Below are 24,988 nucleotides of genomic sequence, written 5' to 3'. Positions count from 1 at the left end.
TTATCTGAGACGATGATAGGAGGGTGCCGTGAGTTCCGATCGAAGCAGGGAAATTGTTCGTATTCTCGAAAGCGGGGCGTCCTGGACCACGGCGTCTCAGATCGCTTCGCAGGTTGGATGCTCTTCCCGTACTGTCAAAAGCGACATCACCGCGCTGAATCGCACCCATGAGGGCATGATTGGTGCCAGCTCGAAGGGCTATCGTATCGAGGATGCCACAGCAGCGGCGCAGCTGCTGTCGCAGCAGGCGAACGAGGTGCCGCAGACGGCCGAGGCGCGCAAGCGTTATATTCTGTTTGAACTGCTGATGCGCCACCGCAAGGTGCGCGCGGCTGATTTGGCGGAAAGCCTCTATATCTCGCTTGCGACGCTCGATAATGAGCTGGTTGCCATCAAACGAGAGTTGTCCGGGTACGGCCTGGTGCTGCGTTCGCGCGCGGGCTCGCTGTATATCGAGGGCAGTGCATCGGGTGAGAAGAAGATGGTCAACCAGCTGATCTTTGACGAGACGAAGGACTATTTCAGCCAAATCGACCTTATCAATCGCTATTTCCCCAAGCTCGACCTCGCGCAGTTGCAGGAGCGCATCGACGCATGCCTGAAGCGCCGCGGGTTCTACATCAACGGCTATGCGCTCTCGAGCCTCATCATACATATTGCCATCTTCGTGGAGCGCACAAGCAATGGGTTCGAGTCGGTACCGACGACGGTCAAGGCGGCTCAGCCCGCCGGTAACGAGGCGCGCGAGGGTCTTGACGAGGTGGCGGGTGAGGTTTGTGCGGCTATCGAGGACCTTTTCTCTGTGCTCGTGTCCGATGCCGATCGCGATGCCGTCCGCTTGATGCTGGGTGCAAACTTGATTCATGCGAATCGTTTTGAACCAAGTGACCCGGAGCACCGGCATGCGCGCGAGCTGTTGGGTGCGATTGTGGAGCGCGTGCACGATCAATTCGGGCTTAATTTGAGTGATGGCGAGTTTGAGCTTCGTTTCTCTCTGCATCTGGCCAATATGCTATCCCGCGTGCGCTGCGGGATGCTGTTGCGTAACCCGCAGCTCGAGGCCATCAAGAGCAGTCAACCGTTTATTTACGATGTTGCGGTGTTTGTCGCCGATGTCATCGCTGCGGAGACCGGCGTTTCTGTCAACGAAGACGAAATCGCCTACATCGCGCTCCACGTGGGGTGCTTGGTGGAGGGGCAGCGCGCCAATGCCGATAAACTGCATGCGCTGGTGGTGTGCACACGTCACAACGCCTACGAGACTCATATCGACAGTTTCCTCGATGCCCTTGATGCTTGTGTGGTGGTTGAGGGTATCGTGCCTGCCATCGACGCGGCGGGTGACATCTCGCGCGTTGACCTCGTGATTTCAACCGTGCCGCTGTCGGGGTATTGCCCGGTACCGGTGGTTAATGTCTCTCCGTTCTTTAGCAAGCAAGATATTTCGCTGATGCGTGAGCGTGTCGAAGCGCTGCTTAAGGCGCGCCTGCGGACAAACCTTGAGTGCAGCATGCGCACCTTCTTCACCGAGGATTTCTTTGCGATCGAGCCCGAGGTTGACGATTGGCGCGATGCGATTTGCAAGATGAGTGCGCCGCTGATCGAGGGTGGCTACGCGTTTGAGAATTTTACTGAGCGCCTACTGGAGCGTGAGGACATCAGCTCCAGTGCATACTGTGACATCGCGATGCCACACCCGCTCGATATGGACGCCAAGCGCACTGCCGTCTCGGTCGCTCTGTTCCCGCGCGGCCTTGCGTGGAACAACGCGACGGTGCATGCGGTGATCATGCTGTCGATTACCCGTGATGACCGGGCGTTTTTTGGCGAGCTGTTCAATTACATCTCGGGTGTGCTACTCAAGCCCGGTGCTGTGCGCGCCATCTCCCATGCAAAAAGCTACCAGGAGTTCTTGGACGCCCTGTTGCGTTGTGCGTAGGGTTTGCGTACAAGCGGGGGTGGCTACGTCAAAAAGGCCCTCTGTCGGGTGGTCGCCTTCTCGCTTGTCGCTTCGCGACATTTCAACTCATAAATAACAACGCCCGCTCGAGCACATACTCGGGCGGGCGTTGCATGAAAGGAGGGCCTTTGATACGCGGGCGAGGTCTACTTGATGAGCTGGTGGGTAGCCATGCGATCCATGGCCTCGATGACCAGCTTGCGAGGCATGCCCAGGTTCAAGCGCACGAAGTCGGCGCCGTTCGCGACATAGAAGGTGCCATCGCCCACGATGACGCCCGCCTTCGCTGCCATGTGGTTGCAGATTTCGGTTGCCGTGGCGCCCGTGCCAGCGATGTTCACCCACGGTAGGTAGGATGCATCCATACGCATGAGCTCCCAACCCTTCATCTTCTCCTCGATGAAGGCGGCGGTCTGTGCATAAGACTCGCGCAGATAGTCGGTGATCTGGTCCAGCCACTCCTCGGACTCATCGTAAGCGGCGATGATGGCGGCGCAGCCAAACGTGTTGGGAGAGGTAATAGAGTTCATCTCCAGGCGATGGCGGAAGATAGTGCGGATGCGCTCGCTGGGGATCATAGAGTAGGAAGTCTTGAGGCCGCCCAGATTAAAGCCCTTGTTGGGCGAGGTGAGTACGATAAGGTTGTCCAGATAACGCTCGGGCAGCTGCAGGGCCGAGATGAACGAGCCGGCCATGATGTGCTCGCAGTGAACCTCATCGACCACCAGTAAGCAGTTGTACTTGTGGCAGATCTCGGCGACGCGGGTGATTTCATCGAGCGTCCAGATGCGACCACCGGGGTTGTGCGGCGAGCAGAACAGGTGCACGCGTGGACGGAAACGATCCATCTGTTCCTCGAGCAGGTCGAAGTCGATGCGATAGGTGCGATCGCGATAGATGAGCGGGTTTTCGATTACGCGGAACCCGTTGTTGTGCGCCGCGTAGCCAAAGGGGTCGTAGACCGGCGTGTTGAGGATGACGCAGTCGTTGGGCTGGCAGAATGCCTGATACAGGTAGTGGATGGTCGGGACGGTTCCATAGGCGAGTGTGATCCACTCGCGCTTGACCTCGTTGTTATGGCGGCGGCGCTGCCAGTTGATGACGGCGTTGTAAAAGCCGTCGTGCGCATAGCCATAGCCGTATGCTCCGTTTTGGGCTACCTCGGCCAGACGCGTGCAGATTGCGGGGGCGGCGGCAAAGTCCATGTCGGCGATCCACATGGGAATGTAGTCATCCCCAGCCTTAGGGAATTTCTGCTTGATGATGGCGGGGTCCCACTTGCGAGCGTGATCGAGCGAGCGGTCAGCCATGGAATCGAAGTCGTAAACCGGCATAAGGTATCCTCCTCGGCGATATAGGCGCGACCCGCGGATGTGGGTCGCACACCGCCGGCGTGGTTCGCATCAGCGGCGTATGTTGCAGATAAGTATGACAAAGATGCATATGGAGCCCCATCCCCAGTAATTGCACGGCCGTGGTGAAAGGGGAGGGGCTTTCACCGTTTCACCGCTACGGTGAAAGCCCGGATACATCATTTGCGGCGCGCTGTCGATACACTCGCATACAGACGCCGCCACTACGGGCGCCGCCATACGACCACAAGGGGGGTTACCTATGAACAAGGAGCTTATGTTCGCCTTGAGCAACGCCGACGCTGTCGCTTGCCGCGAGGGCGAGGTCCGCTCCATCATGCATGCCGAGCTTGACGATATCGCCGACGCCGTCGAGTACGACAAACTCGGTTCGATCATGTTTAAGAGCGCGGGTACCGAGGAGAATCCGGTCCGCATTCTGTTCACCGGCCACATGGACGAGGCCGGCTTTATGGTTCGCTATATTTCCGATATCGGCATGGTTCATGTGATCGGCGTGGGCGGCCCGCGTAAGAACAGCGTCGAGAGCCAGATTGTGCGCATCAAGACGCGTAGCGGCGAGAAAGTTCGCGGCGTGTTGTTTGCCAAGCGCGATACCGACGGCACTCCGACCGATATGTACATCGACTTTGGCTGCGAGACGGCTGAAGAAGTCCGTGAGCTGGGCATTGAGATTGGCGACTGGGGAACCTTTGCGGCCGAGTGCGAGCTCAAGCCCGTGAGTGACATTCTGCTGGGCAAGGCGTTCGACGACCGCGCCGGTGTGTATGTGGTGACCGAGGCCATGAAGCGCCTGGCCAACACCCCGCACGCAGCCGAGCTGTGGTTCGCCGGTTCCTCTTCCGAGGAGGTTGGCTGCCGTGGTGCTCAGACGGCTGCGGCGCACCTGGATGCCGATATCGTCATCCCAGTGGACATCGCTAATCCGCCCGAGTTCGATCGCGGTTGGAATAACAGCCGCAAGAACGGCCACGGTCCCATGATCGTGCACTACGACCGCATGCATGTCCCCAACGAGAAGCTGCTGCACTTCATCGTGGACACCGCCGAGAAGAACAACATCCCCTTCCAGCGTGACCTGTTCAAGGGCGGCGGCACCGATGCCGGCACCGCTCATCTAGTGGGAGACGGCAAGCTGGCAACGGTGATCGGCGTGCCGTTGCGCTACTGCCACGGTTCGTGGTCTGTCATGCGTGGTGCCGATTTGGACGCGGCAGTCGATCTGGTATGCGCGCTGGCAACCTCGATCGATCGCGTCACCTATGAGGAGCTTAAGAGCTTCGAGTAGCGCTTCGGCAGTCAACGGTTTCAATCGGGCGCGCCGTCAAAGCGGTGACGTGCCCGCCGAGCAGAAAGGGATTATCCCGGTGGAAAACAACGAACAGCAAATCATGACCATCATCGGCTCTGCCGGCGCCAGCAAGGGCAAGGCGTTCGCCGCGCTCGCTTGCGTGCGTGAGCGCGACTACGAGGGCGCCCGTGCGCTGCTTGCCGAAGCCAAGGAGGCCGATCTGGCCGCCCATGCCGCCCAGACCGAGGTGATTACCCAGGCCCTGTCCGGCGCGGAGAACGCCGCCGCTGCGAGCCTGCTTATGGTCCATGCCCAGGATCACTACATGACCTCTCAGCTCGCCCGTGACCTCATCGAGGAGATCGTCAAGATCTTCGAGGAGCGCGACGCCGAGGCCAAGCAGGCGTAAGAAACACGTCTGCGAAGGAGCGATGCGCGCTACGAGCGCTGCGGTCCGTTCCTTCTCCAACAGTATTCAATTGCCGTTAGAAAGGGATAAACAATGGCAAAGATGAACATCGTTTTGTGCTGTGCCGGTGGTTTCTCCACCACCATGCTGATGGATCGCATCAAGCAGACGATCCACAACAGCCAGAAGCTCAACGACGATGACTTTGAGCTCAAGGCCATCGCTGCCGACCTGCTGGACCAGGAGGTCGACCACATGGACGCGTTGATTATGGGTCCTCAGATCGCCCATAAGCTCGAGTCCATCAAGCCCCTGATTGAGCCTCGTCACATCCCATACGTGATCGTCGATCAGGAGACCTACGGCAAGATGGACGGTGCTACCGTGTTTAAGCAGCTGCTCATCGCCAAGAAGAAGGCTGACATGGCCCGCGAGGCCGCCGAGGCAAACCAGTAAGCCCCTGTTTGATATTTCCTGAAGTGGAGGATGCGACGTATGTCGGAAGCTGTAGAGAAAAAGCAGAGTGCCTTTGATAAATTCGAAAACCTGCTGAACACCTATCTTGGCCCTGTTGCCGAGAAGATGGACAAGCAACGTCACCTGTCCGCAGTTAAGAAGGCCATGATCGCCATGACCCCGCTGCTACTGATTGGTTCGTTCTGCCTGATCCCGGCCGCCATTCCCAACATGATTGGCGAGACCAACCCCATCTCCGTTTGGATTCTGAACAACACCCAGTACTTCGATTTGGCCTATAACGTTTCCATGGGCCTGATGTCGGTCTTCGTTTCCGTCGTTACCGCCTACCACCTGGCCAAGTCCTATGAGCTGGACGCTCCCGGCTCCATGTCCATGGCCCTCGTTGCCTTCCTGTTGCTCGGCATGGAAATGGACGAGGCCGGCGGCATCGCGCTGCGTGGCATGGGTTCCAAGGGTCTGTTTGTTGCCATGGTCGCTTCGCTACTCGCGGTCGAGGTGTACCGTTGGTGCAAGAAGCGTCACTTCACCATCAAGATGCCTGATACCGTGCCCGACTTCATCTCGAGCTCCTTCGAGATCATCCCGGTCACCGCTATCGTCATCGGCCTGTTCTTGGGTATCCGTGTTCTGTGTCAGGGCGTTTTCGGCATCATGCCCAACGAGATCTTCTCGATCATCCTGGCCCCGCTCGTCGGTTCGATGGACAGCCCGCTCGCGGTTACCTTCTACCACATCCTGCGCTGCTTCATCTTCTTCTTCGGCATTCACCCCTCCGTTCTGTCGCCGATTGTTCAGCCGATTTCCACGCAGTTCCTGGCTGAGAACATCGCTGCGGTTCAGGCCGGTGGTGTCGCTACCCACATCTTCACCCCTGGCCCCATGTCCGCATTTGGCGGTTTCACCGGCCTGGGTGTGACCATGGGCGTTGTTATCTGGTTCATGTTCTCCAAGTCCAAGGTCCAGCGCGAGATCGGCCGCATCGCTTTCATCCCGTCGCTGTTCGGCGTAAACGAGCCGATTCTGTTCGGTGCTCCGATTGTTCTGAATCCGATTTTCTTTATCCCGTTCGTTATCTTCGGCGGCATCCTGTCCTCCATCCCGTTCTGGTTCATGAGCTGGGGCTGGGTACCCTGCTCTACCTTCACGCCTCCTTACGTCGGTGTGTTCCTGGAAGGCTTCCTGACCAACATGTCTTGGACCTCGATTGCGGCCAACGTGGTTCAGCTGGTCCTCGCACTGATCGTGTACTACCCCTTCTGCAAGGTTGCCGAGAAGCGTGCATTGGCTGAAGAGGCTCGTATGGCTGCCGAGAAACATTCCGAGATCTCTGCTGAGGACGAGGCTCTGCTCGAGGATCTTGACCTCGACTTCTAATCAAGTGGAATAGCAGGCGCCTGCGCCTGCTAATTTTGAAAGTATGAAAGCCCGGCGATGGGGGAGACTTCATTGTCGGGCTCCTTTGAAAGGCGCTACGTTCGATGAATGCACATGTGGATAATATCCGTACCTTCTTGGACGAGCACGAGCTCGACGCATTGCTGATCAAGAGTAAAACCATGAAGCGCTACCTGGGCACGTTGACCGGTAGCGGTTGCAAGGTGCTCATCACGCGTGACCGCGGTTTTCTCATCATGGACGGCCGCTATGTGAACGAGGCCCAGGGTCGCGAGTTCGATCTGGAGTTCCGTGTTCACGAGCAGGGGAAGAGCTATTTGGTCGAGCTCGAGCGTGCGCTCAAGGAGTGCGGCTGTGCCACGGTGGGCATCGAGGAGTCCGAAATCTCAATCTCGGAGTATCGCAACTTGGAGGGCTTGGGCTTTGGCACTACGCTGCTGGGCAGCGAGATGGCGCTGATGCGCCTGCGCAAGGACGAGGCTGAGATTGCTGCGGTCCAGCATGCGGTCGATGTTGCCGATGACGTGTACGCCAAGGTGATCGAGCAGTTGCACGTGGATATGACTGAATTTGAAATCTCCGCACTCGTGCACTATTACTCGATTGCCGCCGGTGCCGAGGCAATGTCGTTCGATACCATCGTTGCCACCGGCGAGCGCAGCGCCATGCCTCATGGCCGTCCTACCGACCGTCGAGTCCAAGCACATGAGCCGATCCTGATTGACTTCGGTGTGCAGATCAACGGTTATCAGTCAGATATGACGCGCGTGTGCTTCCTGGGCGCCCCGACCGACCGGATGGCTCATGTGTACGAGACCGTTTTGAATGCTCATCTTGCAGGCATCGATACCATTCGTTGCGGTGTGGTGGCGCGCGATGTGGATGCGGCCGCACGTCGTGTAATCAACGAAGCGGGTTACGGTGAGTATTTCACCCATGGTCTTGGTCATGGTATCGGCATGGGTGGCGACTTGCCGCTGCTAAACCCCTCTGGTGAGATTGTGCTCGACAACGGAATGATCATGTCCTGCGAGCCGGGCGTATATATTCCTGGAGTCGGAGGCGTGCGCATTGAAGACGACGTCTTGTTGAAAGACGGCGTTGCATGCCCGCTTAACCATACTGATAAGCAGCTGCGCATTCTGAATGTGAGGTAGCGCATGGCTAAAAAGCGCAAGGAACGGCCGCGTGCGGCGACCGCGGAGCAGATGCCTTCTCCTGCGGCGAGCACTGTGAGCAAGATTCACAAGGAATCGAAGGCTAATGCATCCTCGATTCTGCCGGCGCCCCCGCTGTCGCGTTTGTACGCGTACGTTATCGACTGGATTTTGGGTGGTATTGTCTCTGGCTTGCCAGCCGTGTTGGTTTATCTTGCGCTGACCCACAAGAACGCGATGCTCCCCGACTTGTACGTGTTTGAGGCAATGGGGTATCCCTGGAGCGTCGGTATCGTGGTCGGACTATCGTGCGTGCTCGCCGCTATCGCATACTTTGTGCTGATTCCGTTGCTGGCGTGGCCGGGGCAAACGCCGGGCAAGCGCATCGCGCATGTTCGTGTCGCAACGCTTGATGGCGGCTTGCCTTCCGTCGGACGCTTGATTTGGCGTCAGGTTATCGTTGGCTTTTTGCTCGAAGGCAGCGGGTATGTGGTGTCCCGATATATTCGCGAGACAATGGTGCTTGTCACCCGCGTTGACGTGAATTATTACTGGGAAATCGCGGGCATGATTATTACAGCGGTGTCTCTGCTCATGTTCCTGATCGTCCCCGCGCGCCGGTGCGTTCACGATTGCCTGGCTGGCACGCGCGTGGTTCCCACTGAGGGGCATCCGCTGTATCAGGACTAGTCACCTGTGAATTTGCCGCGGCGACGTTGTCCGCGGCCTACTTGTTGTATGCATGCGTAATGTCCGGCATGCTTCTACCTTGCCTAACGCGCGCGTTGGGCTAAATGAATTGGTCGGTCTACGACGAAGGAGTTAGAAATGTATAGCAAGAACGTTATGGTCGTTAACCCCACTGGTCTGCATGCTCGCCCTGCAGCGACGCTGGCGACCGAGGCTGCTAAGTTTGCCTCGAAGATTGAGGTTCGCAACGCCTCCAAGGATGGTGACTTCAAGGACGCTAAGTCCATGATTGCCATCATGACCTTGGGTATCACCCAGAACGATGAGGTCGAGTTGCGTGCCGAGGGCGACGACGAGGTTGCCGCCGTTGACGCGTTGGTCGCTCTTATTGAGGGCGGTTTCGGCGAGTAGCGCACTCTTGATGCGGACGGGTGCGCGTTCTTGCGCGCCGTCGATTTTGGCAAGAACGCCAATGCAGATGCCCTTCTCCGAGCAATCGGGGAGGGGCATTTTATTGTGAGTTTGAGTGGCACGTCCGCCGAGGTTCCTGATAGTTCGCGCTATCTTATCGCCGACTCCAGCAAAATCGGCAAGCGTGACTTCTGCACGTTCTGCCGCCTGGACAATTTGGACGCCGTGGTGTGTGAGCCGGATATTGACGATGAGGATCGCGCCGCCATCGAGGAGCATACGCAGGTTATCTGCTAGCGAGTGCTGCGGGAGATACTTTTGCCCCTGCCATTGCGGAGTATTTACATCATCACGACGCATAATAGGTGCGCGTGCAGATTGCAGGTTCCCCTGTGCGATGAGTTGCAGCTGTTTTACGGTGAGGCATAGCATCCGTTATGCGTAAAGCTCGGTATTACTGTATGTCTCAACCATTGCAATGGTCGGTATTTTTGTAGCTATAAGCTCATTTAAAGCTCGGTATTTTTGTATTATTAGATATATCTGAAGGTCGGTATTTTTGTAAACTAGCACGTAAATTATGCTGAGGTGAGATTATGTTTAAACGGAAGGCATATGATCGTCTGCAGGAGTGGAAAGAACGCTCGCAAGGGCGCACTGCGGTGCTTATTGAGGGTGCAAGACGCGTTGGCAAAACGACGCTCGTCAAGTGCTTCGCGCAAAATGAATACAAGGATTATCTGTACATTGACTTTTCGGCTGCTAGCAAAGCCACGCTCGATATATTTCTGAACCATCGTGAAGATGTCGATCTTTTTTTACGCATGCTTCAGCTGCAGTATGGTAAGGCCCTCGAACCGAGAGAGTCGCTGGTCATTTTTGATGAAGTGCAGCGGTTTCCCATCGCGCGCGAATACATAAAGCATCTTGTAGAAGACGGCAGATTTGATTACATCGAGACAGGCTCTCTTGTCTCCATCAAAAAGAATGTCGATAGCATTGTCATACCGTCAGAGGAAGAAAGAATCCCTCTCGAGCCCCTCGATTTTGAGGAGTATCTTTGGGCGACCGGAAAAGATCTTTATGCAGAAGAGATCCGTAAAGCGCGCGAATCTCGGACCGCGCTTCCGGACGGCGTTCATGCGACGTGCATGAGATTATTTGATGAGTATATGCTTGTCGGTGGTATGCCTCAGTCGGTCGACTCCTTTGTGGCAGAGAATGATTTTAGAGGATGCGACAGGGTTAAACGGCAGATTATCGCACTGTACAGGGAGGACATTGCCAAGTTTGGAGGTTCGGACGCTAGACGTGCGCGGGCGGTTTATGACGATATTCCGGGTCAATTATCTGCGGCAAATAAACGGTTCAAATTTGACAGCTTGGAGAAGGGGTCCCGTTTTGAAACATATGAGTCGGCGTTAATCTGGCTTGAGGATGCGCGACTGATTAACCGTTGCTATTTATGCAGTGATCCGAGCGTGGGTTACCGACTGCACGAGGACGCGTCTTCGCTTAAATGCTATATGGCGGACACGGGACTGCTCGTGAGCTTGGCGTTTGATGATGGTCCGGACCTTATGGATGTCCATAGAGATATTCAGTTTGGAAGAATTTCGATTAATAAAGGAATGTTGATCGAGAATATCGTGGCACAGCAGCTCAAGAGTCTGGGGCATTCGCTTTTTTATTACAGCTGGCAGGAGCCTTCCAAAACGGAGGGGAGTCGTCCCAGAACGCGTGAGATTGATTTTCTTGTTTCGCGCGGCTTTGAAGATGCGGCTAGAAAACCGCGGGTCACTCCTGTTGAAGTTAAATCTTCCAAATCGTATTCAACAATCTCACTTGACGATTTCGGCAGAAGATTTGAACGACGAGTCGGAGAGGAGATAGTTCTTCACCCAAAACAGCTCAGGGCTGAAGGGCATAGGATATATCTACCTCTGTATATGACGATCTTTATCTGATCGGTGGAATGCGGCCAAAAAGGGGGCATGCGGCTGAGATTGTCAGCCCGGTCTATTTTATTTGTCTCGATCTGTAACAGCTAGACGTCCAAAACCGGGTTAAGTGTTACAGATTTAGATATTTCGGCCTGGCCTCCACGTTTGTCTCAATCTGTAACAGGTGGGACCGAAAAACTCGGCTAAATATTACAGATCGAGACAAACGGCTCCCGGTCCGCCCAAACACAAAGGCCGGGGGCGGCGCGCCGTGTGACGTGCCGCCCCCGGCTGAGAAATGGGGACAAGTTATGTGAGCAGGGCAATTACGCCAACTGCAAGCCACTAGTCCAGACGACGGGTCTGCGCCACGTGCTTGTACCAGTAGGCGCTTGCCTTGGGCGTGCGCTTCTGGGTTTCAAAGTCTACGTAGAAGAAGCCGTAGCGCTTGTTGTAGCCATTGGTCCAGGAGAACTGATCCTGCAGGCTCCACAGGAAGTAGCCGCCCACGTTGACGCCCACCTCCATGGCCTTAAGCAACCAGCGCAGGTGCTGCTCGATGTAGTCGATGCGCGGCTGGTCATCCACAAAACCGTCCTTGTAGGGGTCCTTGTAGCCCATGCCGTTCTCGGTGATGAAGATCTGCTTGTAGTTGGGGTAGCGCTGCTTAATGTAGACGAGCAGATCGAACAGACCCTCGGGATAGATGATCCAGTCCCAGTCGGTGGTGGGGATGCCGGGTTTGTTCACATGCTCGCCAATGCCCTTGACGCGCCAGCGGCCGGTGCCCTTCTCGCCCGTACCGTTGTGGTGCAGGTCGTTCTCGCCATCGTAAGCCTTCAAAAAACGGCACTGGTAGTTGTTAACGCCCAGGTAGTCGTTGTAGAGCGCAGCCTCGCGCATGATTTCCAGATCCTCGTCCAGGATCTCGATGGTGCCGCCCGAGATGGCGGCCAGGCGGTTGGCGCACTCGAGGGTGTCGGGCGCGTAGTCGCCGCGGAAGGTGGCGTCGAGCAGGAACTGGTTTTGCAGCACGTGCTCGTTGTTGGCGGCCTTGATGTCGGCGGGGTCGTTCTCGTTGAGGGGGTACTTAAACTCCAGCGACTGGATGACGCCGATCTTGCCCTTAAAGCCGCCGTTGTGGAAGGCCAGCACAGCCTTGGCGTGGGCGAGCATCATGTTGTGCTCGCACTGAAAGGCCTCGGCAAGATGCGCTTTGACGCCACCGGGGAAGGTGCCCTCGATGTAGGTGTTGGAGGCGTCCGCCCAGATCTCGTTAAAGGTGAACCAATAGGTCACCTGGTCGGCGTACTCCTTAAAGCAGAAGGTGGCAAAGTCCACAAAGGCGTCGATGGTCTCGCGGTTGAGGAAGTCGCCCTTCTCAAAGAGGGGCAGCGGCGTGTCAAAGTGATGCAGCGTGACAAACGGCTCAACGTGGTGCTTGTGGCACTCGGCGAAGAGATCGTGGTAGAACTGGACACCCTCGGGGTTGATCTCGCCGGTGCCGTTGGGGAAGATGCGGCTCCAAGCGATGGAGAGGCGGATGCCGTTGATGCCGAATTCCTCGCACAGCTCCAGGTCGACGGGGTACTGGTTGTAGAAGTCCGAAGCGGGATCGGGGGAAAAGCGCCCCTGGGCCTCCAGGAAGTCGTCCCAGGCAACCTTGCCCTTACCATGAGTGCGGGTCTCGCCCTCTACCTGGTAGGCAGCAGTGGCGCCGCCAAAGACAAAGTCCTCGGGAAACTGCGCGGGCGGGTTGGTGACGCTAGCAGGATTAACGGACATGATGATCCAATCGTCTAAATCGAAGGGCCAGCCGGCTGTTGATGGTCGACTGGCCCTGGGCGTTAGTTACTTCGAGAGTTGCTCGCTTACGAAGGCGAGAGACTTATCGCCGTTCTGGGAGAGCTCGATGTACTGCTTGCCGCGGCAGGCGACGCACTTGTTGCCCACGCGCCCGCAGTCCTTCTGCAGGTCTGCCAGGTAGCTTGCGGCCTGCGGGGCCAGGACGACCAGGTCAAAGTCGGGGAGCATATCCACGTGGTTGCCATAGGCCTCGGCAGCGGTTTCGAGGTTAATGCCGCGCTCCTTGGCAGCCTTGGCCAGCGCGTTGGCGAGCAGACCCGAGGTTCCGCCACCCTGGCAGAGCACGAGCACGCGCTTGCCGTTGAGGTCGCTGGCGGTCGTTGCCTCGGCAGCGGGTGCTGCAGAAGCGGCAGGGGCGTCGGCCTTCACGGCCTCGGCTGCGGCGCCGGCGGCAACGCTCTTGGCATCGGCCTTGCCCTGGAAGGCGTCGTTGAGCTTGGCGGCCTTCTCGGCGTTCTTGGCGGCGAGCTCCTCCTGGGAGATCTCGGCCTCCTCGGCGCACTTCTGGGCGTCATAGGCACGGAAGAACGGATAGTACAGGACAAAGTCGACGACCAAGATGAGGGCGAGCATCACAAAGGCGAGCGGCTGGAAGCCCAAGCCCATGATGGTGCCGATGGGGCCGGGGACAGTCCAAGGCAGGGTGTACATAAAGCCGTTCATGCCCAAGAAGTCGATAAAGATCTTGAGGATCCAGATGTTGGCGATCGGGGCAAAGACAAACGGGACAAAGAAGACGGGGTTGAGCACGATGGGTGCGGCGAACAGCAGCGGCTCGTTGACAGCAAAGCAGACCGGGACGATGGCGGCCTTACCGACGGCGCGCATCTCCTGAGACTTGGCCAGGAAGCAGAACATAAAGACCAGGACGAGCGTGGCACCGGTGCCGCCCATGCAGACGACGAAGTACTGGGCACCCTGGGTCAGGACAGCGGAAGCGTGCTGACCGGCCTGGAACGCAGCCAGGTTGTCGGTCATGTTGGCAACGAGGGCGGCGGCGATGGCGGGCTCGACGATCGAGGGGCCGTGGACGCCCACGAACCAGAAGAGGCTCATGGCGCCGTAGATTACAGCGAGGCCGATGTAGCCGTCGGCAGCGGTGAACAGGGGCTGGAACACCTGGATGACGCCCTGGGCAAAGCAGAAGCCAAAGGCGGCGCGGAAGACGATGTCAAAGACCCAAAAGACGGTGATGCAGACGGAGAAGGGGATGATGTCCTTAAAGGTCTGCGAGATATTGGGCGGAACCTGCTCGGGCATCTTGACGGTGATGTTGCGCTTAATGAAGAACTTGTAGATGATGCCGGTCACAAACGCAGCGATGAAGGCGGTCAGCAGGCCCTTGGAACCAAGGTAGGTGGTGTTGAAGCCGCTGGCGGCGTCCGTGGCGATCGTGTCGCTCGAAAGGAGCAAGAAGCCGATGATGGCCGCGCACATGCACGAGATAAAGTTGATCTGGTTGTTCTTGGGCAGATCACGGTTCTGGGCGTCGGCGAAGTGCTTGGCCGTGGTGGCGGCGCAGGCGATGGCCAGGATGCCCATGGAGTAGTTGTAACACTTCCACAGGGCGTTGTTGATGTCATCGGGCCAGTAGAAACCCCAGATGTTGGGGACCGAGGCTACCAGGCAGAAGATGGACGAGAAGATGATGATGGGGATGACGGAGATAAAGCCGTCGCGGATCGCCTTGAGGTACTTGTTGCGGGCGATCGCGTTGAAAAAGGGTTGGCCCTTTTCGATGATGGCGATGAGTTGCTCCATGCAATGCTCCTAAGAGTCGGTGGGTTAGCAACGATGGTAGCTTTTGGCGTTTGGTTGCCAAAATGTTGACGTTGCCATTTTGCGACACAAAAAAAGACGCGAACTGATGGTTCCTGTGCCTGCGAACCGTCGATTCCTTATGCGTAAACGTTTGAGCCGCCCGGTGGCTCTGTGTTTGCACAATGGCAACGTTAACATTTGGACTACAAAAGCCGTTCGGGGAAGCAAAAATGTCGGTGAACGGTAGGTTTTGGGTGGTGAGCGTATGGCGGAGGAGGCGTTAGATATACTTAAAGACGTTTCATTTGACTGCGTAGGGTGCCACCAATGGCATCGTTGACATAGAAAGATCGACCTATGGCCGCTGTTAAAAAATCGGTATCCGTCAAAGACGTGGCACGTCTCGCGGGCGTCTCGGAGCAGACGGTCTCGCGCACCGTGCATGATTCGCCCAGCGTGCGCCCCGAGACCAAGGAGCGCGTGCGCGCCGCCATGCGCGAGCTTGGCTATCGTCCAAACTTTGCCGGCCGGTCGCTGCGTCGCGGCAAGTTCAAGACGGTCGGCGTCGCCATGTTCAACATTACCGGTACCGGCAACCTCGACCGTATGGAGGGCTTTGCCGCCGCAGCCGACAAACACGGCTATGCCATCACCCTTACTAAAGTAGATGGACACCCCTATACCCTCGAGAGCGCATCAACGCGCATGAGTGCGCTTCCGGTGGACGGCATGGTTGTGATCATGAACCGCATGCCGGCGGATTTTGGCACCTTTAAGCCGCTGCCCGGTATGCAGACGGTGCTCGTTACCATGCTGGAGCACCCGCTGTGCTCGACGGTCGATAACGACCAGTTCGATTGCTCGCGCCAGGTGGTCGAGTACTTGCTGGGGCAGGGGCACAGGACCGTGCACTTTATCTCGTGCCCCGAGCGCTCGCTTTCGGGCATGCAACGCGAGGAGGGCTGGCGTGAGACATTGCGCGCGCATGGTATTGAGCCGCCGCGACTCGTCCGTGGCGATTGGACGGCACGGAGCGGGTATGCTGCCGGTCAGGCTCTGGCGGACGATCCGACCTGTACGGCCATTTATGCTTCCAACGATGCCATGGCCTACGGCTGCATTCGCGGGCTCGAGTCGTGCGGAAGGCGCGTGCCCGAGGACGTAAGCGTGGTGGGTGTTGACGATAGTTTGGGCGATATCGTGCCCGATCGTCGCCTGGCTACGGTGCGCTTTGACAACAAGCGCGTCGGCATGTGGGCGGTCGACAAGATTGCCGGCGCCGAGGGCGCTGCACCCGGTGTGGAGCACATGCTGTTTCCGGGTGTGCTCGTCGAGGGCGATACGGTGCGCGATGTGCGCTAGGGTGCGGACCTGTTTGGGTAGCCGCTAATTGTGTTCGAGAATGTTCAGATTGGTTTAAAAACCGCTCACGGGTGAAAAGCAACCGTTCATAGCTCGAAATTACGTTTTGCGCTGTTCTTTTTTGTTTGAATGTTAATGTTCCTGCCATACACAGCGCAGCGCGTATGCCCGGACGCGATGCTCTCCGTTGGTTCATGTGTGAAAGGAACGCAATATGGCAACCAAAGAAGAAATCTCGATGGTTGGATTCGAGATTGTCGCATACGCGGGCGACGCCCAGACCGATCTGCTTGCAGCGCTCGATGCTGCTCGTGAGGGTGATTTTGAGAAGGCCGAGCAGCTGCACAAGGATGCCAGCGATGCACTTATCGGCGCCCACGACACGCAGACCAAGCTGCTTTCGCAGGAGGCCGGCGGCGGTGAGATGGAGATGACCTTCATCATGGCTCACGCTCAGGATACTCTCATGACCACCATGATCCTGGAGAAGCAGACCCGCTTTACCATCGATGCCTATAAGCGCATCGCCGCACTCGAGGCTAAGCTTGCCTAACGAATCCTCACAATCAAGTCCCCTTCCAAAAGCTCTGCCGCAAACCCGCGACAGGGCTTTTTCTTTTTACCCGGCACTTGGGGACGTTCCTTATCTGCCGGCAGTTAGGGACGATCCTGCCATGCATTTGATCCTTTGAGGATGGAAGAAAACGGGTCATTAGGTTTGCTGCGATGCCGAATCGGCCTGTCGGTTACAAAACTATGCCGGTTTACTACGATGAATCGCATTCTTTCAACTATGGAAAGAACAGCGTTATCAAAGCCGCAGGTAGAACGCTTGTCATTTTCTACTAATAGCAAATGTGGTCGGTCCTATCGGTTTTATCGTAGTAAACCGGCATAGTTTTGAAATGGCACTATTCGACTAGCAGCGTTATGGAGCTTCTGCACGCCCTCCCGTTCGGTTTTTCGATGGGTGGGTATACTTTCCACCGCATTACAGGCCGGAATGAGGAGGTATCCAAATGCCGGACAACGGATTGATTCAAAAGAGAGGCGCGCACGAGGTAGCTCATGGGCGTTCTGTCCAGATAACCGAGCACACGACAGTAACCGAGCTGCAGCCCAGCCTGTCCGATGTCGTGTGCGCAAACAAAAAACTGCAGATTGGCATCATCGTCGCCCTTGTGGTTATGGCGCTCCTGTCGGGCTTTGTCGCGCGCCCGCATTTTGCCGATACCAAGACTTGGGACTCCACCATCGAGGTTATCGATCAAAAGAAGGGCAACGTTTTGGCGCTCACGACCTCGTGCGTTGCCCTGTCTGCGGGCATCACGGCGCTGCCTGGAGATACGGGAACGCCGGTTGCCGAGCAGCTCGCACAGCTTTCAGGCAACCTCGGTATCGTGCTTGCCGTGCTATACCTAGAGAAATACTTGCTCACGATTTTGTGGTCGGTTGGCTTGGGCATCTTAATCCCGTTTGCGTTGGTGCTCTTTGCGGTCTCGCTTGGCATTCACGGACGCTGGAGCACGAGTGCCGTCCTGCGTCGCGTGGCGACCCGCGTGCTGGTAGTCGCCATGATCGGCATGGCGTTGGTGCCTGCAAGCGTGTGGGTATCGCAAAAGGTCGACGAGACATATCGCGTCAGCATTGAACAGGCCGAGCAAAAGGCGGCCGACGCTGCGAGTGCGGCAGATAGCGACAGCTCCAAAGCAAGCAAGAAAAAGACCGAGTCTACAGAGTCCAAAAACGTGCTCGAGCAGTTGACTGACGGGGCCTCGAGCCTGGTCACGTCGGTGACCAGCGGTGCCAAGCAGATGACCGACAAGATCGTGCAGCAGGTGACCGACCTCATCGAAGGCGTCATTGTGATGATCGTGACCTCGTGTGTGATTCCTCTACTGGTGCTCGTGGCGTTCCTATGGCTAGGACACGTGCTGCTGGGGATCGATGTCTCCGGTCCCGCGAACTATCTGACGGATCGTTTCTTGAGCGCTCCGTCCAAACATGCCAAGAAGAGTGGGCAGTCTGAGTAGGCGGCAAAGCGATCTTTGGAAGATCAACCGTAAGAAGGGCGGCCGAGACACGTTCTCGGCCGCCCTTTTGTCTGTTGAACACATGGTCGCTACGTCTGCGCCGAGCCCAAACGGTCTGCAATCAACCGTGAACGGCATTTGTTCAAAAAAGAACAAAGATAAACAAATAGTTGTTGCAGTCGATGTTCGAATGTGTTCAAATAAACATGAACAGTGAAGAACCGCACATTCAGATGCCCGGACCTGAGCGCGATTCAACACTTCCAAACAGAAACTACGCACCTGCGTATCTCTCAAGGAGGATGTCATGAGGGTTGTAATCGCTTCCGATGCCGACGGTATGTCGATGAAGGAGTCCATCAAGGAGATGCTCATCGCCGACGGTCACGAGGTCGTCGACTATTCCGAGACCCCTGCCGCGGACTTTGTCGATTCCGCGACCGCCGTTGCCAAGGACCTGCTGGAGCACAAGGATTCCCAGGGCTTCGCATTCGATAAGTACGGCGTCGGATCCTATATGGCCGCCGTCAAGATCAAGGGCATGGTCGTCGCCAACATTTCCGACGAGCGTTCCGCCTACATGACCCGCGAGCACAACGGCTCGCGCATGGTCACCATGGGCCCGGGCGTTGTGGGCACCGAGGTCGCCAAGAAGATCGCCCGCGAGTTCCTGCGCGCCCAGTACGCCGGCGGCCGTCACCAGATCCGTGTCGACATGCTCAACAAGATGGCCTAACGAGAGCCACCGAGAACTCGAACTTCTACCTCAACTTGTGAATTCAGACGAAAGGACGTTCTGATGAAGAAGACCATCGCAATCGGTTGCGACCATATCGTTACGGACGAGAAGATCTATCTGGCCGACCGCCTGGAGCAGGCTGGCTACAAGGTGCTCGACTGCGGCACCTACAGCCACACCCGTACGCACTATCCCATCTACGGTAAGGCCGTGGGCGAGGCTGTTGCCAGCGGCAAGGCCGACTTTGGCGTGGCCCTGTGCGGCACCGGCATCGGCATCACCAACGCCGTCAACAAGGTTCCCGGCGCTCGCTGCGCCTTGGTTCGCGACATGACCTCCGCCCTGTATGCCCGTCGCGAGCTCAACGCCAACATCGTGGGCTTTGGCGGCAAGATCACCGGCGAGTTCCTGATGGCCGATATCATGCTTGCCTTCCTGGAGGAGCCCTACGAGAAGACCCCCGAGCACGATGCCCTGATTGCCAAGATCGATGCCTGCAATAAGGTCGACGCTGAGGCTCAGGCTGACCCGCACTTCTTTGACGAGTTCCTCGAGAAGTGGGACCGCGGCGAGTATCACGACTAGTGGGGTTACGCGGTTTTGCCAAACCGCGTAACGGGTCGACGCTGCGCGGCGCTCAGGCACCCCATCTCGCCGCTCAAACCGTCGCTCGCGTACATGAAGTACGCGTCGCTCCTCTTTCGCGGCGACCTGGGGCACCTGAGCGCCGCTCGCTGACGTAGGGGGTACCAGCAGGGTTGCCGCTGTTGTTGGGAAGCGTTCTGGTTCGGCTAGCTGCTCCGATAACACGTTTGCTTGCTTGGCTTGAGTGCTTTGCTCTTGGCGGTCCCCGGCATTCTGCAGCTTTTCAATTGACGGCTCGCGTTTCTGTGAGGGGGCGCGGGCCGGTTTTCTATCAGCCCTATTGACTTGGCGGGCTGTCGTAAGAAAGGGAAGGCTCCTATGGAGTTTGTTCTTGATAACGGTTTGATTCGTGTGGCGTTGACCACGGCGGGCGGGTCGTTCACTTCTATTGCGGCCAACGGCCGTGAGTACCTGTGGCAGGGCGATCCGGCGGTCTGGTCGGGCCAGGCACCCATTTGCTTTCCGATTTGCGGCGGCCTTCGTGACGGCCGCGCGATGACCATGGGCGGCCGCGAGGTCAAGCTTGCCCGCCACGGCTTTGCCCGCAAGCAGGAGTGGAAGCTCGAGGAGCAGGGCGACAGCATGGTCGCGCTGAGCCTAAGCTCTGCCGACCACGCCGAGCTACTCGAGCAGTATCCGTATCCGTTTAAGATCGTCGCGCGCTACACGATCGATGCGGCTAAGGTGGCCGTGTCGTACGAGGTGACCAATGAGGGCACCGAGGATATGCCATTCTTTGTGGGCGGTCACCCCGGCTTTAAGTGCCCGCTCGACGAGGGCGAGTCCTATGACGATTATGAGCTTCGTTTTGAGCAGCGTGAGGCCACCGAGCTCTGTACTGCCGTTCCCTCGACTGGCCTGATTGATGTTGAGCATCGCAGCAAGAACCCCATGATCGGCCAGAACCTGCCGCTTACCCACGAACTCTTCGACTTCGCGGAGACCATCTTTGACGTGCTCGAGAGCCGCGTGGTTACGCTGACTAAGAAAACCGAGGACAAGGGCGTGCGCCTGACGTTCCCCGATATGCCGTACCTGATTGTGTGGAGCAAGCCCGAGGGGGACTTTGTGGCTGTTGAACCGTGGGGCGGTCTGTCCACCTGCTCCGACGAGGACGATATTCTGGAGCACAAGCGTGGCTGCCTGGTGGCCAAGCCGGGAGAGACCGTCATCCGCGGCTTTGAGATCGAGATCCTTTAACGAGCTATCGTATGTTTGGGGCGGGTCATGCCGCCCCGGAACAGGAGTTCAACATGATTCTGACCGTTACCATGAACCCGTCGATCGATACGCGCTATCAACTCGACAAGCTGATTATCGACGACGTGAACCGCGTGACGCCCGAAAAGACCGCTGGCGGCAAGGGCCTCAACGTGAGCCGTGTGCTGTTGCAGTTGGGCGACGACGTGCTCGCGACCGGTCTGCTCGGCGGCCACATGGGTGCCTATATGGCCGAGCTTATGGATGCCGACGGCGTCAAGAACGACTTTGTGCCCATCGCCGGTGAGACGCGCATTTGCCTGAATATTCTGCACGAGGGTAATCAAACCGAGCTGCTGGAGAGCGGCCCTCAGATTGCGCCTGCCGAGCTTGAGGCCTTTACGGCCAAGTTCGCCGAGCTTGCAGCGAAGGCGGACGTCGTGACGCTTTCGGGTTCGCTGCCGCGTGGCGTCGATGCCGGTTACTATGCCGAGCTCGTCAAGATCGCCGAGGAGGCGGGCGCCAAGGTGCTGCTCGACACTTCGGATGCATCGCTGGAGGCCGCGCTGGAATCTGATGCTAAGCCTGAGCTCGTAAAGCCCAACCTGACCGAGATTAACGGCCTGCTGGGTACGTCCTTTACGACCGATGATGTCGATGCCCTGCGCGAGGCGCTTGCCGCCGATGGCCGCTTTGCCGGTATTCCCTGGGTCGTCGTCTCGATGGGCGCTGCCGGTTCGGTGGGCTTCCATGAGGGCCGCGCGTTCCGCGCCAAGACGCCCGCGATTGCGGCTGTGAACGCGACGGGTTCCGGTGACTCGACCATCGCCGGCTTTGCGCATGCCATTGCTGCTGGTGCCGACGACGTCACGGTGCTCAAGACCGCCAATACCTGCGGCAAGCTCAACGCCATGGATCCCAAGACCGGCCACCTGGTCATGGACCGCTGGGACGAGATCTACAACAGCGTTGAAGTAACGGAGCTTTAAGGTTACGGCGTTTTACCAAACGCCGTAACGGCTCGACGCTGCGCGGGCCGCATTTGGACAATCTGACGTTCAACTTCAAGGGCGCGACCAGAAGGTCAGCGCCCTTTCGTTTCGCGTCACCTTGTCTCAAATGCGGCCCGCTCGCTGTCGTTGCCAAAACATCGGCGTCGCCGTGGTTGTCACTTGGGGTAGCCATTGGGGACGTTCTTTAATGACTGGTCGTTTAAGAACGTCCCCAATGGCTAAACTCAAAAACGGCGCCCGTCGGCGATGTTGCCGGCGGGCGCCGTTGTCTTGAAGACGAAATGATCCGTTTTCCTTCGTCCCCAGGGGATCATTACAGTGAGTCGATAAAGCGCTGCTGGGCGGCGCGGCCGGATTCGTCCCATTTAAAGACGCCGGCGTTGTCGAGTACGTGGCCAAACACCACGCCGACCTCCTCGTGCAGGATGTCGATGGCATTATCCGCCGTAAGATCGTCGGCGCGGCGAGCAAAAACGTCCTCGGCCCATGCGGCGTGGCTGTGGCAAAGGTCGTCGCCCTCGAGCGCGCTGGCAAGGTCGTAGCTGGCATCGGCCTTGGCCGCCAGCAGGTGCTCGCGGACAGCGCCGAGCTCGGGAACCAAGCGCGGCGGCAAAATCGCCAGGCCCATGACCTCGATCAGGCCGATGTTCTCCTTCTTAATGTGGTGATACTCGGCATGCGGGTGGAACACGCCCAGCGGATGCTCGTCGGTCGTGATGTTGCAGCGAAGCGCCAGGTAGGCCTCGTAGATCTCGCCGCCGGCATTGCCGCGGGAGTCGACGCGGCGGATGACCGGCGTCACGGTGTTGTGCGCCACGCCGTCGGCCGTGTGCGCGATGACGCCCACCGACTCATCGGTCCACTCGCGCCAGGCGAGGATAATCTTCTCGGTGGCATCGAGCAGCTGAGCGCGGTCGTGCGAGCGCAGTCGCAGCACCGAAAGCGGCCACTGCAGCACGGCACCCGTAACGCCGTCAAAGCCGGGCACGCGAAACTGCGAGACCTCGGCGGCATGCATCATGGGGAACTCGTGCGCGCCGCCCTGGAAGTGGTCGTGCGAAAGAATCGAGCCGCCCACGATGGGCAGGTCGGCGTTGGAGCCAATAAAGTAGTGCGGGAACAGGTCCACAAAATCGAGCAGGCAGGTCAGTCCCTTACGGTCGACGTGCATCGGGCGATGCTCGGAGCTCATGGCAATGCAGTGCTCGTTAAAGTAGGCGTACGGGCTGTACTGGAAGCCCCAGCGCTCGCCATTAAGCTGAATGGGAATAACGCGTAGGTTCTGACGGGCGGGGTGAGCGCCGCCGTCGGCTGCGGCGGAGCGTCCGGGATAGCCCTCGTTTTCGATGCAGAGCTGGCAGGCGGGGTACTTTTCGCCCGTGTTCTTGGCTGCACCTGCCGCAGCGATATCGCGCGGGTCCTTCTCGGGCTTGGACAGGTTGATGGTGATCTCGAGGTCGCCCCAGTTGGTGGGGGTGCTCCATTTGATATTGCGCGCGATGGCGGCACGGCGCACGTAGCCGGCATCGCAGCACAGGCCGTAGAACCAGTCGGTTGCGGCGCGGGGCTCGTTGACGCCCATACGCCCATTGAATTCCTCGTTTACAACCGAAGGCCTCGGCATGAGCGCGCCCATGATGCGCATGGCGATGCGGTCGCGGCCCGATGCCGTGTCCTCGGCAGCACCGTTGGCAACGGCAGCCTCGGAAAGCGCGGCAAGCGTGCCCTCCAGGTCAAAGTCGGGCAGAGTGTCGGGGTGCAAGAGCGAGAGTTTCTCAACCTGGAGCGCCCAGGCCATATCGAGCGCCGGCCCCGTAGCGCCGATGCACTCCAGAATGGTGTTGTATGCCCAGATGCGATCGTCCTGGCCGATCATCGATCGATGAATGGCGTACTCGATCAGGTTCTGCGCGGCTTCGCGCACGTCAGTCATTACAGCCATGCCGCGTAAGCCCCCTTGTCAGAGATGGCGTAGTGGCGGGCAGAGCCCTCGCCCAGCCAGCCGTTCATCTTGGCAATGAAGGTGTCGACCAGATCGAGCGGCACGAAGGCCTGGATGGTGCCACCAAAGCCGCCACCGTGGATACGGACGGCGCCGCGGCCGTCGAGCACGTGCTCGGCCAGCGCCAGGGCATACATGGAAGGCTGCTCGGCACCCAGTTTGGCAACAACATTCTGCAGGTACATGGCGGAGCTGGCGCCGGACTCGCGCGTCAGGACCAGGAACTGCTTAATGTCGCCGGCGTTCAGAGCTGCCCAGCGCTTGTCGACCAGGCCGTTCTCGTACCAGTAGTGAACGGCGCGCAGGCAGGCGCGGTCGCCCAGCTTGGCGCGCAGCTCGGGGAGCTTGGCGTCAAAGTCGGCAATGTTTACCTCGCACAGGCGTGCCTTGCCAAACTCGGCGGCGACGTCCTGCATCTCGCGCGGAACGGCGGCGTAGTCGTCGGTAGCCGCCACATGGTCGGCGCCAACCTTAACGAGCACGAGCGCATAACCGTGATCCTCGAAGTTGAGCTCGAGCTTCTGGGTTTTAGGCTGAGCCTGGTCCTCAAAGTCCATGTAGGCGAGGCCGCCCAGGCACACGGCGGCTTGGTCCATCAGACCGCAGGGCTTGCCGTAGTAGTTGTTCTCGGTGCGCTGGCTCATCTGGGCGAGCGCGACGGGCTCAATGGCGGGCGCGCCCCAGAGCGTCTCCATGGCGCGGCCGTACGCGGCCTCGACGGCGGCAGAGCTGGAAAGGCCGCCGCCCGAGGGGACGGAGCAGGTGAAGGCGAAGTCGAAGCCCTGGGGCTCAACGCCCAGAGCAGCGATTTCGTGGGCCATGCCGCGGACGAGGCTCGCGGACGTGCCCTTCTCGGACTCCTGAACGTCTAGCGTGTCGAGCGCGATCTCAAACGTGGGATAGCCCTCGTCGGCAACGCGGACCTTGTTGGAATCGGTTGCCACGGCAATGCCGTCAACGGCGACATCGAGCGAGCCGGCGATAACGTGGCCGCCCTCGTGGTCGGTGTGGTTGCCGCTGATCTCGGAGCGGCCGGGCGCGTGCACATAGAGCACCTGGCGATCGCCGATGGGGCCAAACTCCTCCTCAAACAGCTTGGTGAGCGTGGCGAGTGTCTTTTCGTCGGGGGTGGTCATGAGGGTCCTTTCCTTGGCGCATACTGACGAGTTTTCCGTCGTAGTGAGTACGTTAACAATCTGAAGCGGCATAAACTCAGCATCTACGATGCCGCACGTTACGGGCTATGTTAACGTACTCA

The 24,988-nt window shown here is 58.3% G+C and carries 22 protein-coding genes; 17 read left to right on the top strand and 5 right to left on the bottom strand.

Features of this window, described 5'->3' with window-relative positions:
• Window positions 1-28: 28 nt before the first annotated feature.
• Complete coding sequence (locus DW850_RS00605) at window positions 29-1,939, top strand: transcription antiterminator (RefSeq protein ID WP_117785942.1); 1,911 nt, start codon at window positions 29-31, stop codon at window positions 1,937-1,939.
• A gap of 167 nt (window positions 1,940-2,106) precedes the next feature.
• On the opposite strand, the gene DW850_RS00600 is transcribed toward DW850_RS00605, so the two are convergent.
• Window positions 2,107-3,294, bottom strand: coding sequence for a MalY/PatB family protein (locus tag DW850_RS00600; protein WP_117716307.1), 1,188 nt, complete (start codon window positions 3,292-3,294; stop codon window positions 2,107-2,109).
• Between the two features lie 280 nt (window positions 3,295-3,574).
• Between DW850_RS00600 and DW850_RS00595 the strand changes: the two genes are divergently transcribed.
• The 9 genes from DW850_RS00595 (at window position 3,575) to DW850_RS00555 (ending at window position 11,133) form a co-directional block, all read left to right on the top strand.
• Window positions 3,575-4,621, top strand: a complete 1,047-nt coding sequence (locus tag DW850_RS00595) for an aminopeptidase (RefSeq protein WP_117716308.1) — start codon at window positions 3,575-3,577, stop codon at window positions 4,619-4,621.
• 79 nt (window positions 4,622-4,700) lie between these two features.
• Entirely contained in the window at window positions 4,701-5,033 is a 333-nt protein-coding gene (locus tag DW850_RS00590; protein ID WP_233508986.1) for a PTS lactose/cellobiose transporter subunit IIA, read from the top strand.
• 93 nt (window positions 5,034-5,126) lie between these two features.
• Entirely contained in the window at window positions 5,127-5,489 is a 363-nt protein-coding gene (locus tag DW850_RS00585) for a PTS sugar transporter subunit IIB (RefSeq protein ID WP_199412180.1), read from the top strand.
• A gap of 39 nt (window positions 5,490-5,528) precedes the next feature.
• Window positions 5,529-6,887, top strand: coding sequence for a PTS sugar transporter subunit IIC (locus tag DW850_RS00580; protein WP_117716310.1), 1,359 nt, complete (start codon window positions 5,529-5,531; stop codon window positions 6,885-6,887).
• Window positions 6,888-6,991: 104 nt separating this feature from the next.
• Window positions 6,992-8,065 (top strand): M24 family metallopeptidase, encoded by a 1,074-nt coding sequence (locus DW850_RS00575; protein WP_117716311.1) that lies wholly within the window; start codon window positions 6,992-6,994, stop codon window positions 8,063-8,065.
• 3 nt (window positions 8,066-8,068) lie between these two features.
• On the top strand, window positions 8,069-8,755 hold the full coding sequence (locus DW850_RS00570; protein WP_117716312.1) for an RDD family protein: 687 nt from the start codon (window positions 8,069-8,071) through the stop codon (window positions 8,753-8,755).
• Between the two features lie 138 nt (window positions 8,756-8,893).
• On the top strand, window positions 8,894-9,166 hold the full coding sequence (locus tag DW850_RS00565) for an HPr family phosphocarrier protein (RefSeq protein WP_117785941.1): 273 nt from the start codon (window positions 8,894-8,896) through the stop codon (window positions 9,164-9,166).
• Window positions 9,167-9,271: 105 nt separating this feature from the next.
• Complete coding sequence (locus DW850_RS00560; protein WP_199411133.1) at window positions 9,272-9,463, top strand: hypothetical protein; 192 nt, start codon at window positions 9,272-9,274, stop codon at window positions 9,461-9,463.
• Window positions 9,464-9,762: 299 nt separating this feature from the next.
• Complete coding sequence (locus tag DW850_RS00555) at window positions 9,763-11,133, top strand: ATP-binding protein (RefSeq protein WP_117785940.1); 1,371 nt, start codon at window positions 9,763-9,765, stop codon at window positions 11,131-11,133.
• Between the two features lie 321 nt (window positions 11,134-11,454).
• Here DW850_RS00555 and lacG read toward each other — a convergent pair whose 3' ends face one another.
• On the bottom strand, window positions 11,455-12,894 hold the full coding sequence (gene lacG / locus DW850_RS00550) for a 6-phospho-beta-galactosidase (RefSeq protein WP_117758688.1): 1,440 nt from the start codon (window positions 12,892-12,894) through the stop codon (window positions 11,455-11,457).
• 66 nt (window positions 12,895-12,960) lie between these two features.
• Window positions 12,961-14,736: a lactose/cellobiose PTS transporter subunit IIB gene (locus DW850_RS00545; protein ID WP_117785939.1), complete on the bottom strand. Its 1,776-nt coding sequence runs from the start codon at window positions 14,734-14,736 to the stop codon at window positions 12,961-12,963.
• Between the two features lie 357 nt (window positions 14,737-15,093).
• On the opposite strand from DW850_RS00545, the gene DW850_RS00540 reads away from it, so the two are divergent.
• The 7 genes from DW850_RS00540 (at window position 15,094) to DW850_RS00510 (ending at window position 21,704) form a co-directional block, all read left to right on the top strand.
• Window positions 15,094-16,098 (top strand): LacI family DNA-binding transcriptional regulator, encoded by a 1,005-nt coding sequence (locus tag DW850_RS00540; protein ID WP_117785938.1) that lies wholly within the window; start codon window positions 15,094-15,096, stop codon window positions 16,096-16,098.
• A 214-nt stretch (window positions 16,099-16,312) separates the two neighbouring features.
• Complete coding sequence (locus tag DW850_RS00535) at window positions 16,313-16,651, top strand: PTS lactose/cellobiose transporter subunit IIA (RefSeq protein WP_089572387.1); 339 nt, start codon at window positions 16,313-16,315, stop codon at window positions 16,649-16,651.
• A gap of 466 nt (window positions 16,652-17,117) precedes the next feature.
• Window positions 17,118-18,131, top strand: coding sequence for a hypothetical protein (locus DW850_RS00530; RefSeq protein WP_117736092.1), 1,014 nt, complete (start codon window positions 17,118-17,120; stop codon window positions 18,129-18,131).
• 307 nt (window positions 18,132-18,438) lie between these two features.
• Complete coding sequence (gene lacA, locus DW850_RS00525; protein WP_006234830.1) at window positions 18,439-18,867, top strand: galactose-6-phosphate isomerase subunit LacA; 429 nt, start codon at window positions 18,439-18,441, stop codon at window positions 18,865-18,867.
• Window positions 18,868-18,930: 63 nt separating this feature from the next.
• The gene (lacB, locus tag DW850_RS00520; RefSeq protein ID WP_117785937.1) at window positions 18,931-19,455 is read left to right on the top strand and encodes a galactose-6-phosphate isomerase subunit LacB; all 525 of its coding nucleotides are present in this window, start codon (window positions 18,931-18,933) and stop codon (window positions 19,453-19,455) included.
• 378 nt (window positions 19,456-19,833) lie between these two features.
• Window positions 19,834-20,715 (top strand): aldose 1-epimerase family protein, encoded by an 882-nt coding sequence (locus DW850_RS00515; RefSeq protein WP_117785936.1) that lies wholly within the window; start codon window positions 19,834-19,836, stop codon window positions 20,713-20,715.
• Between the two features lie 53 nt (window positions 20,716-20,768).
• Entirely contained in the window at window positions 20,769-21,704 is a 936-nt protein-coding gene (locus tag DW850_RS00510) for a hexose kinase (RefSeq protein WP_117786016.1), read from the top strand.
• Window positions 21,705-22,041: 337 nt separating this feature from the next.
• Here DW850_RS00510 and DW850_RS00505 read toward each other — a convergent pair whose 3' ends face one another.
• Window positions 22,042-23,670, bottom strand: coding sequence for a UDP-glucose--hexose-1-phosphate uridylyltransferase (locus DW850_RS00505; protein ID WP_233540577.1), 1,629 nt, complete (start codon window positions 23,668-23,670; stop codon window positions 22,042-22,044).
• Window positions 23,661-24,866: a galactokinase family protein gene (locus DW850_RS00500; protein ID WP_117785934.1), complete on the bottom strand. Its 1,206-nt coding sequence runs from the start codon at window positions 24,864-24,866 to the stop codon at window positions 23,661-23,663. The genes DW850_RS00505 and DW850_RS00500 overlap by 10 nt, the downstream gene beginning before the upstream one ends.
• Window positions 24,867-24,988 lie beyond the last annotated feature (122 nt).

Origin of the sequence: Collinsella sp. AM36-4AA (assembly GCF_003467795.1) — a bacterium.
Classification (GTDB): domain Bacteria; phylum Actinomycetota; class Coriobacteriia; order Coriobacteriales; family Coriobacteriaceae; genus Collinsella.
This window is presented reverse-complemented; position numbering and strand designations above follow the sequence as displayed.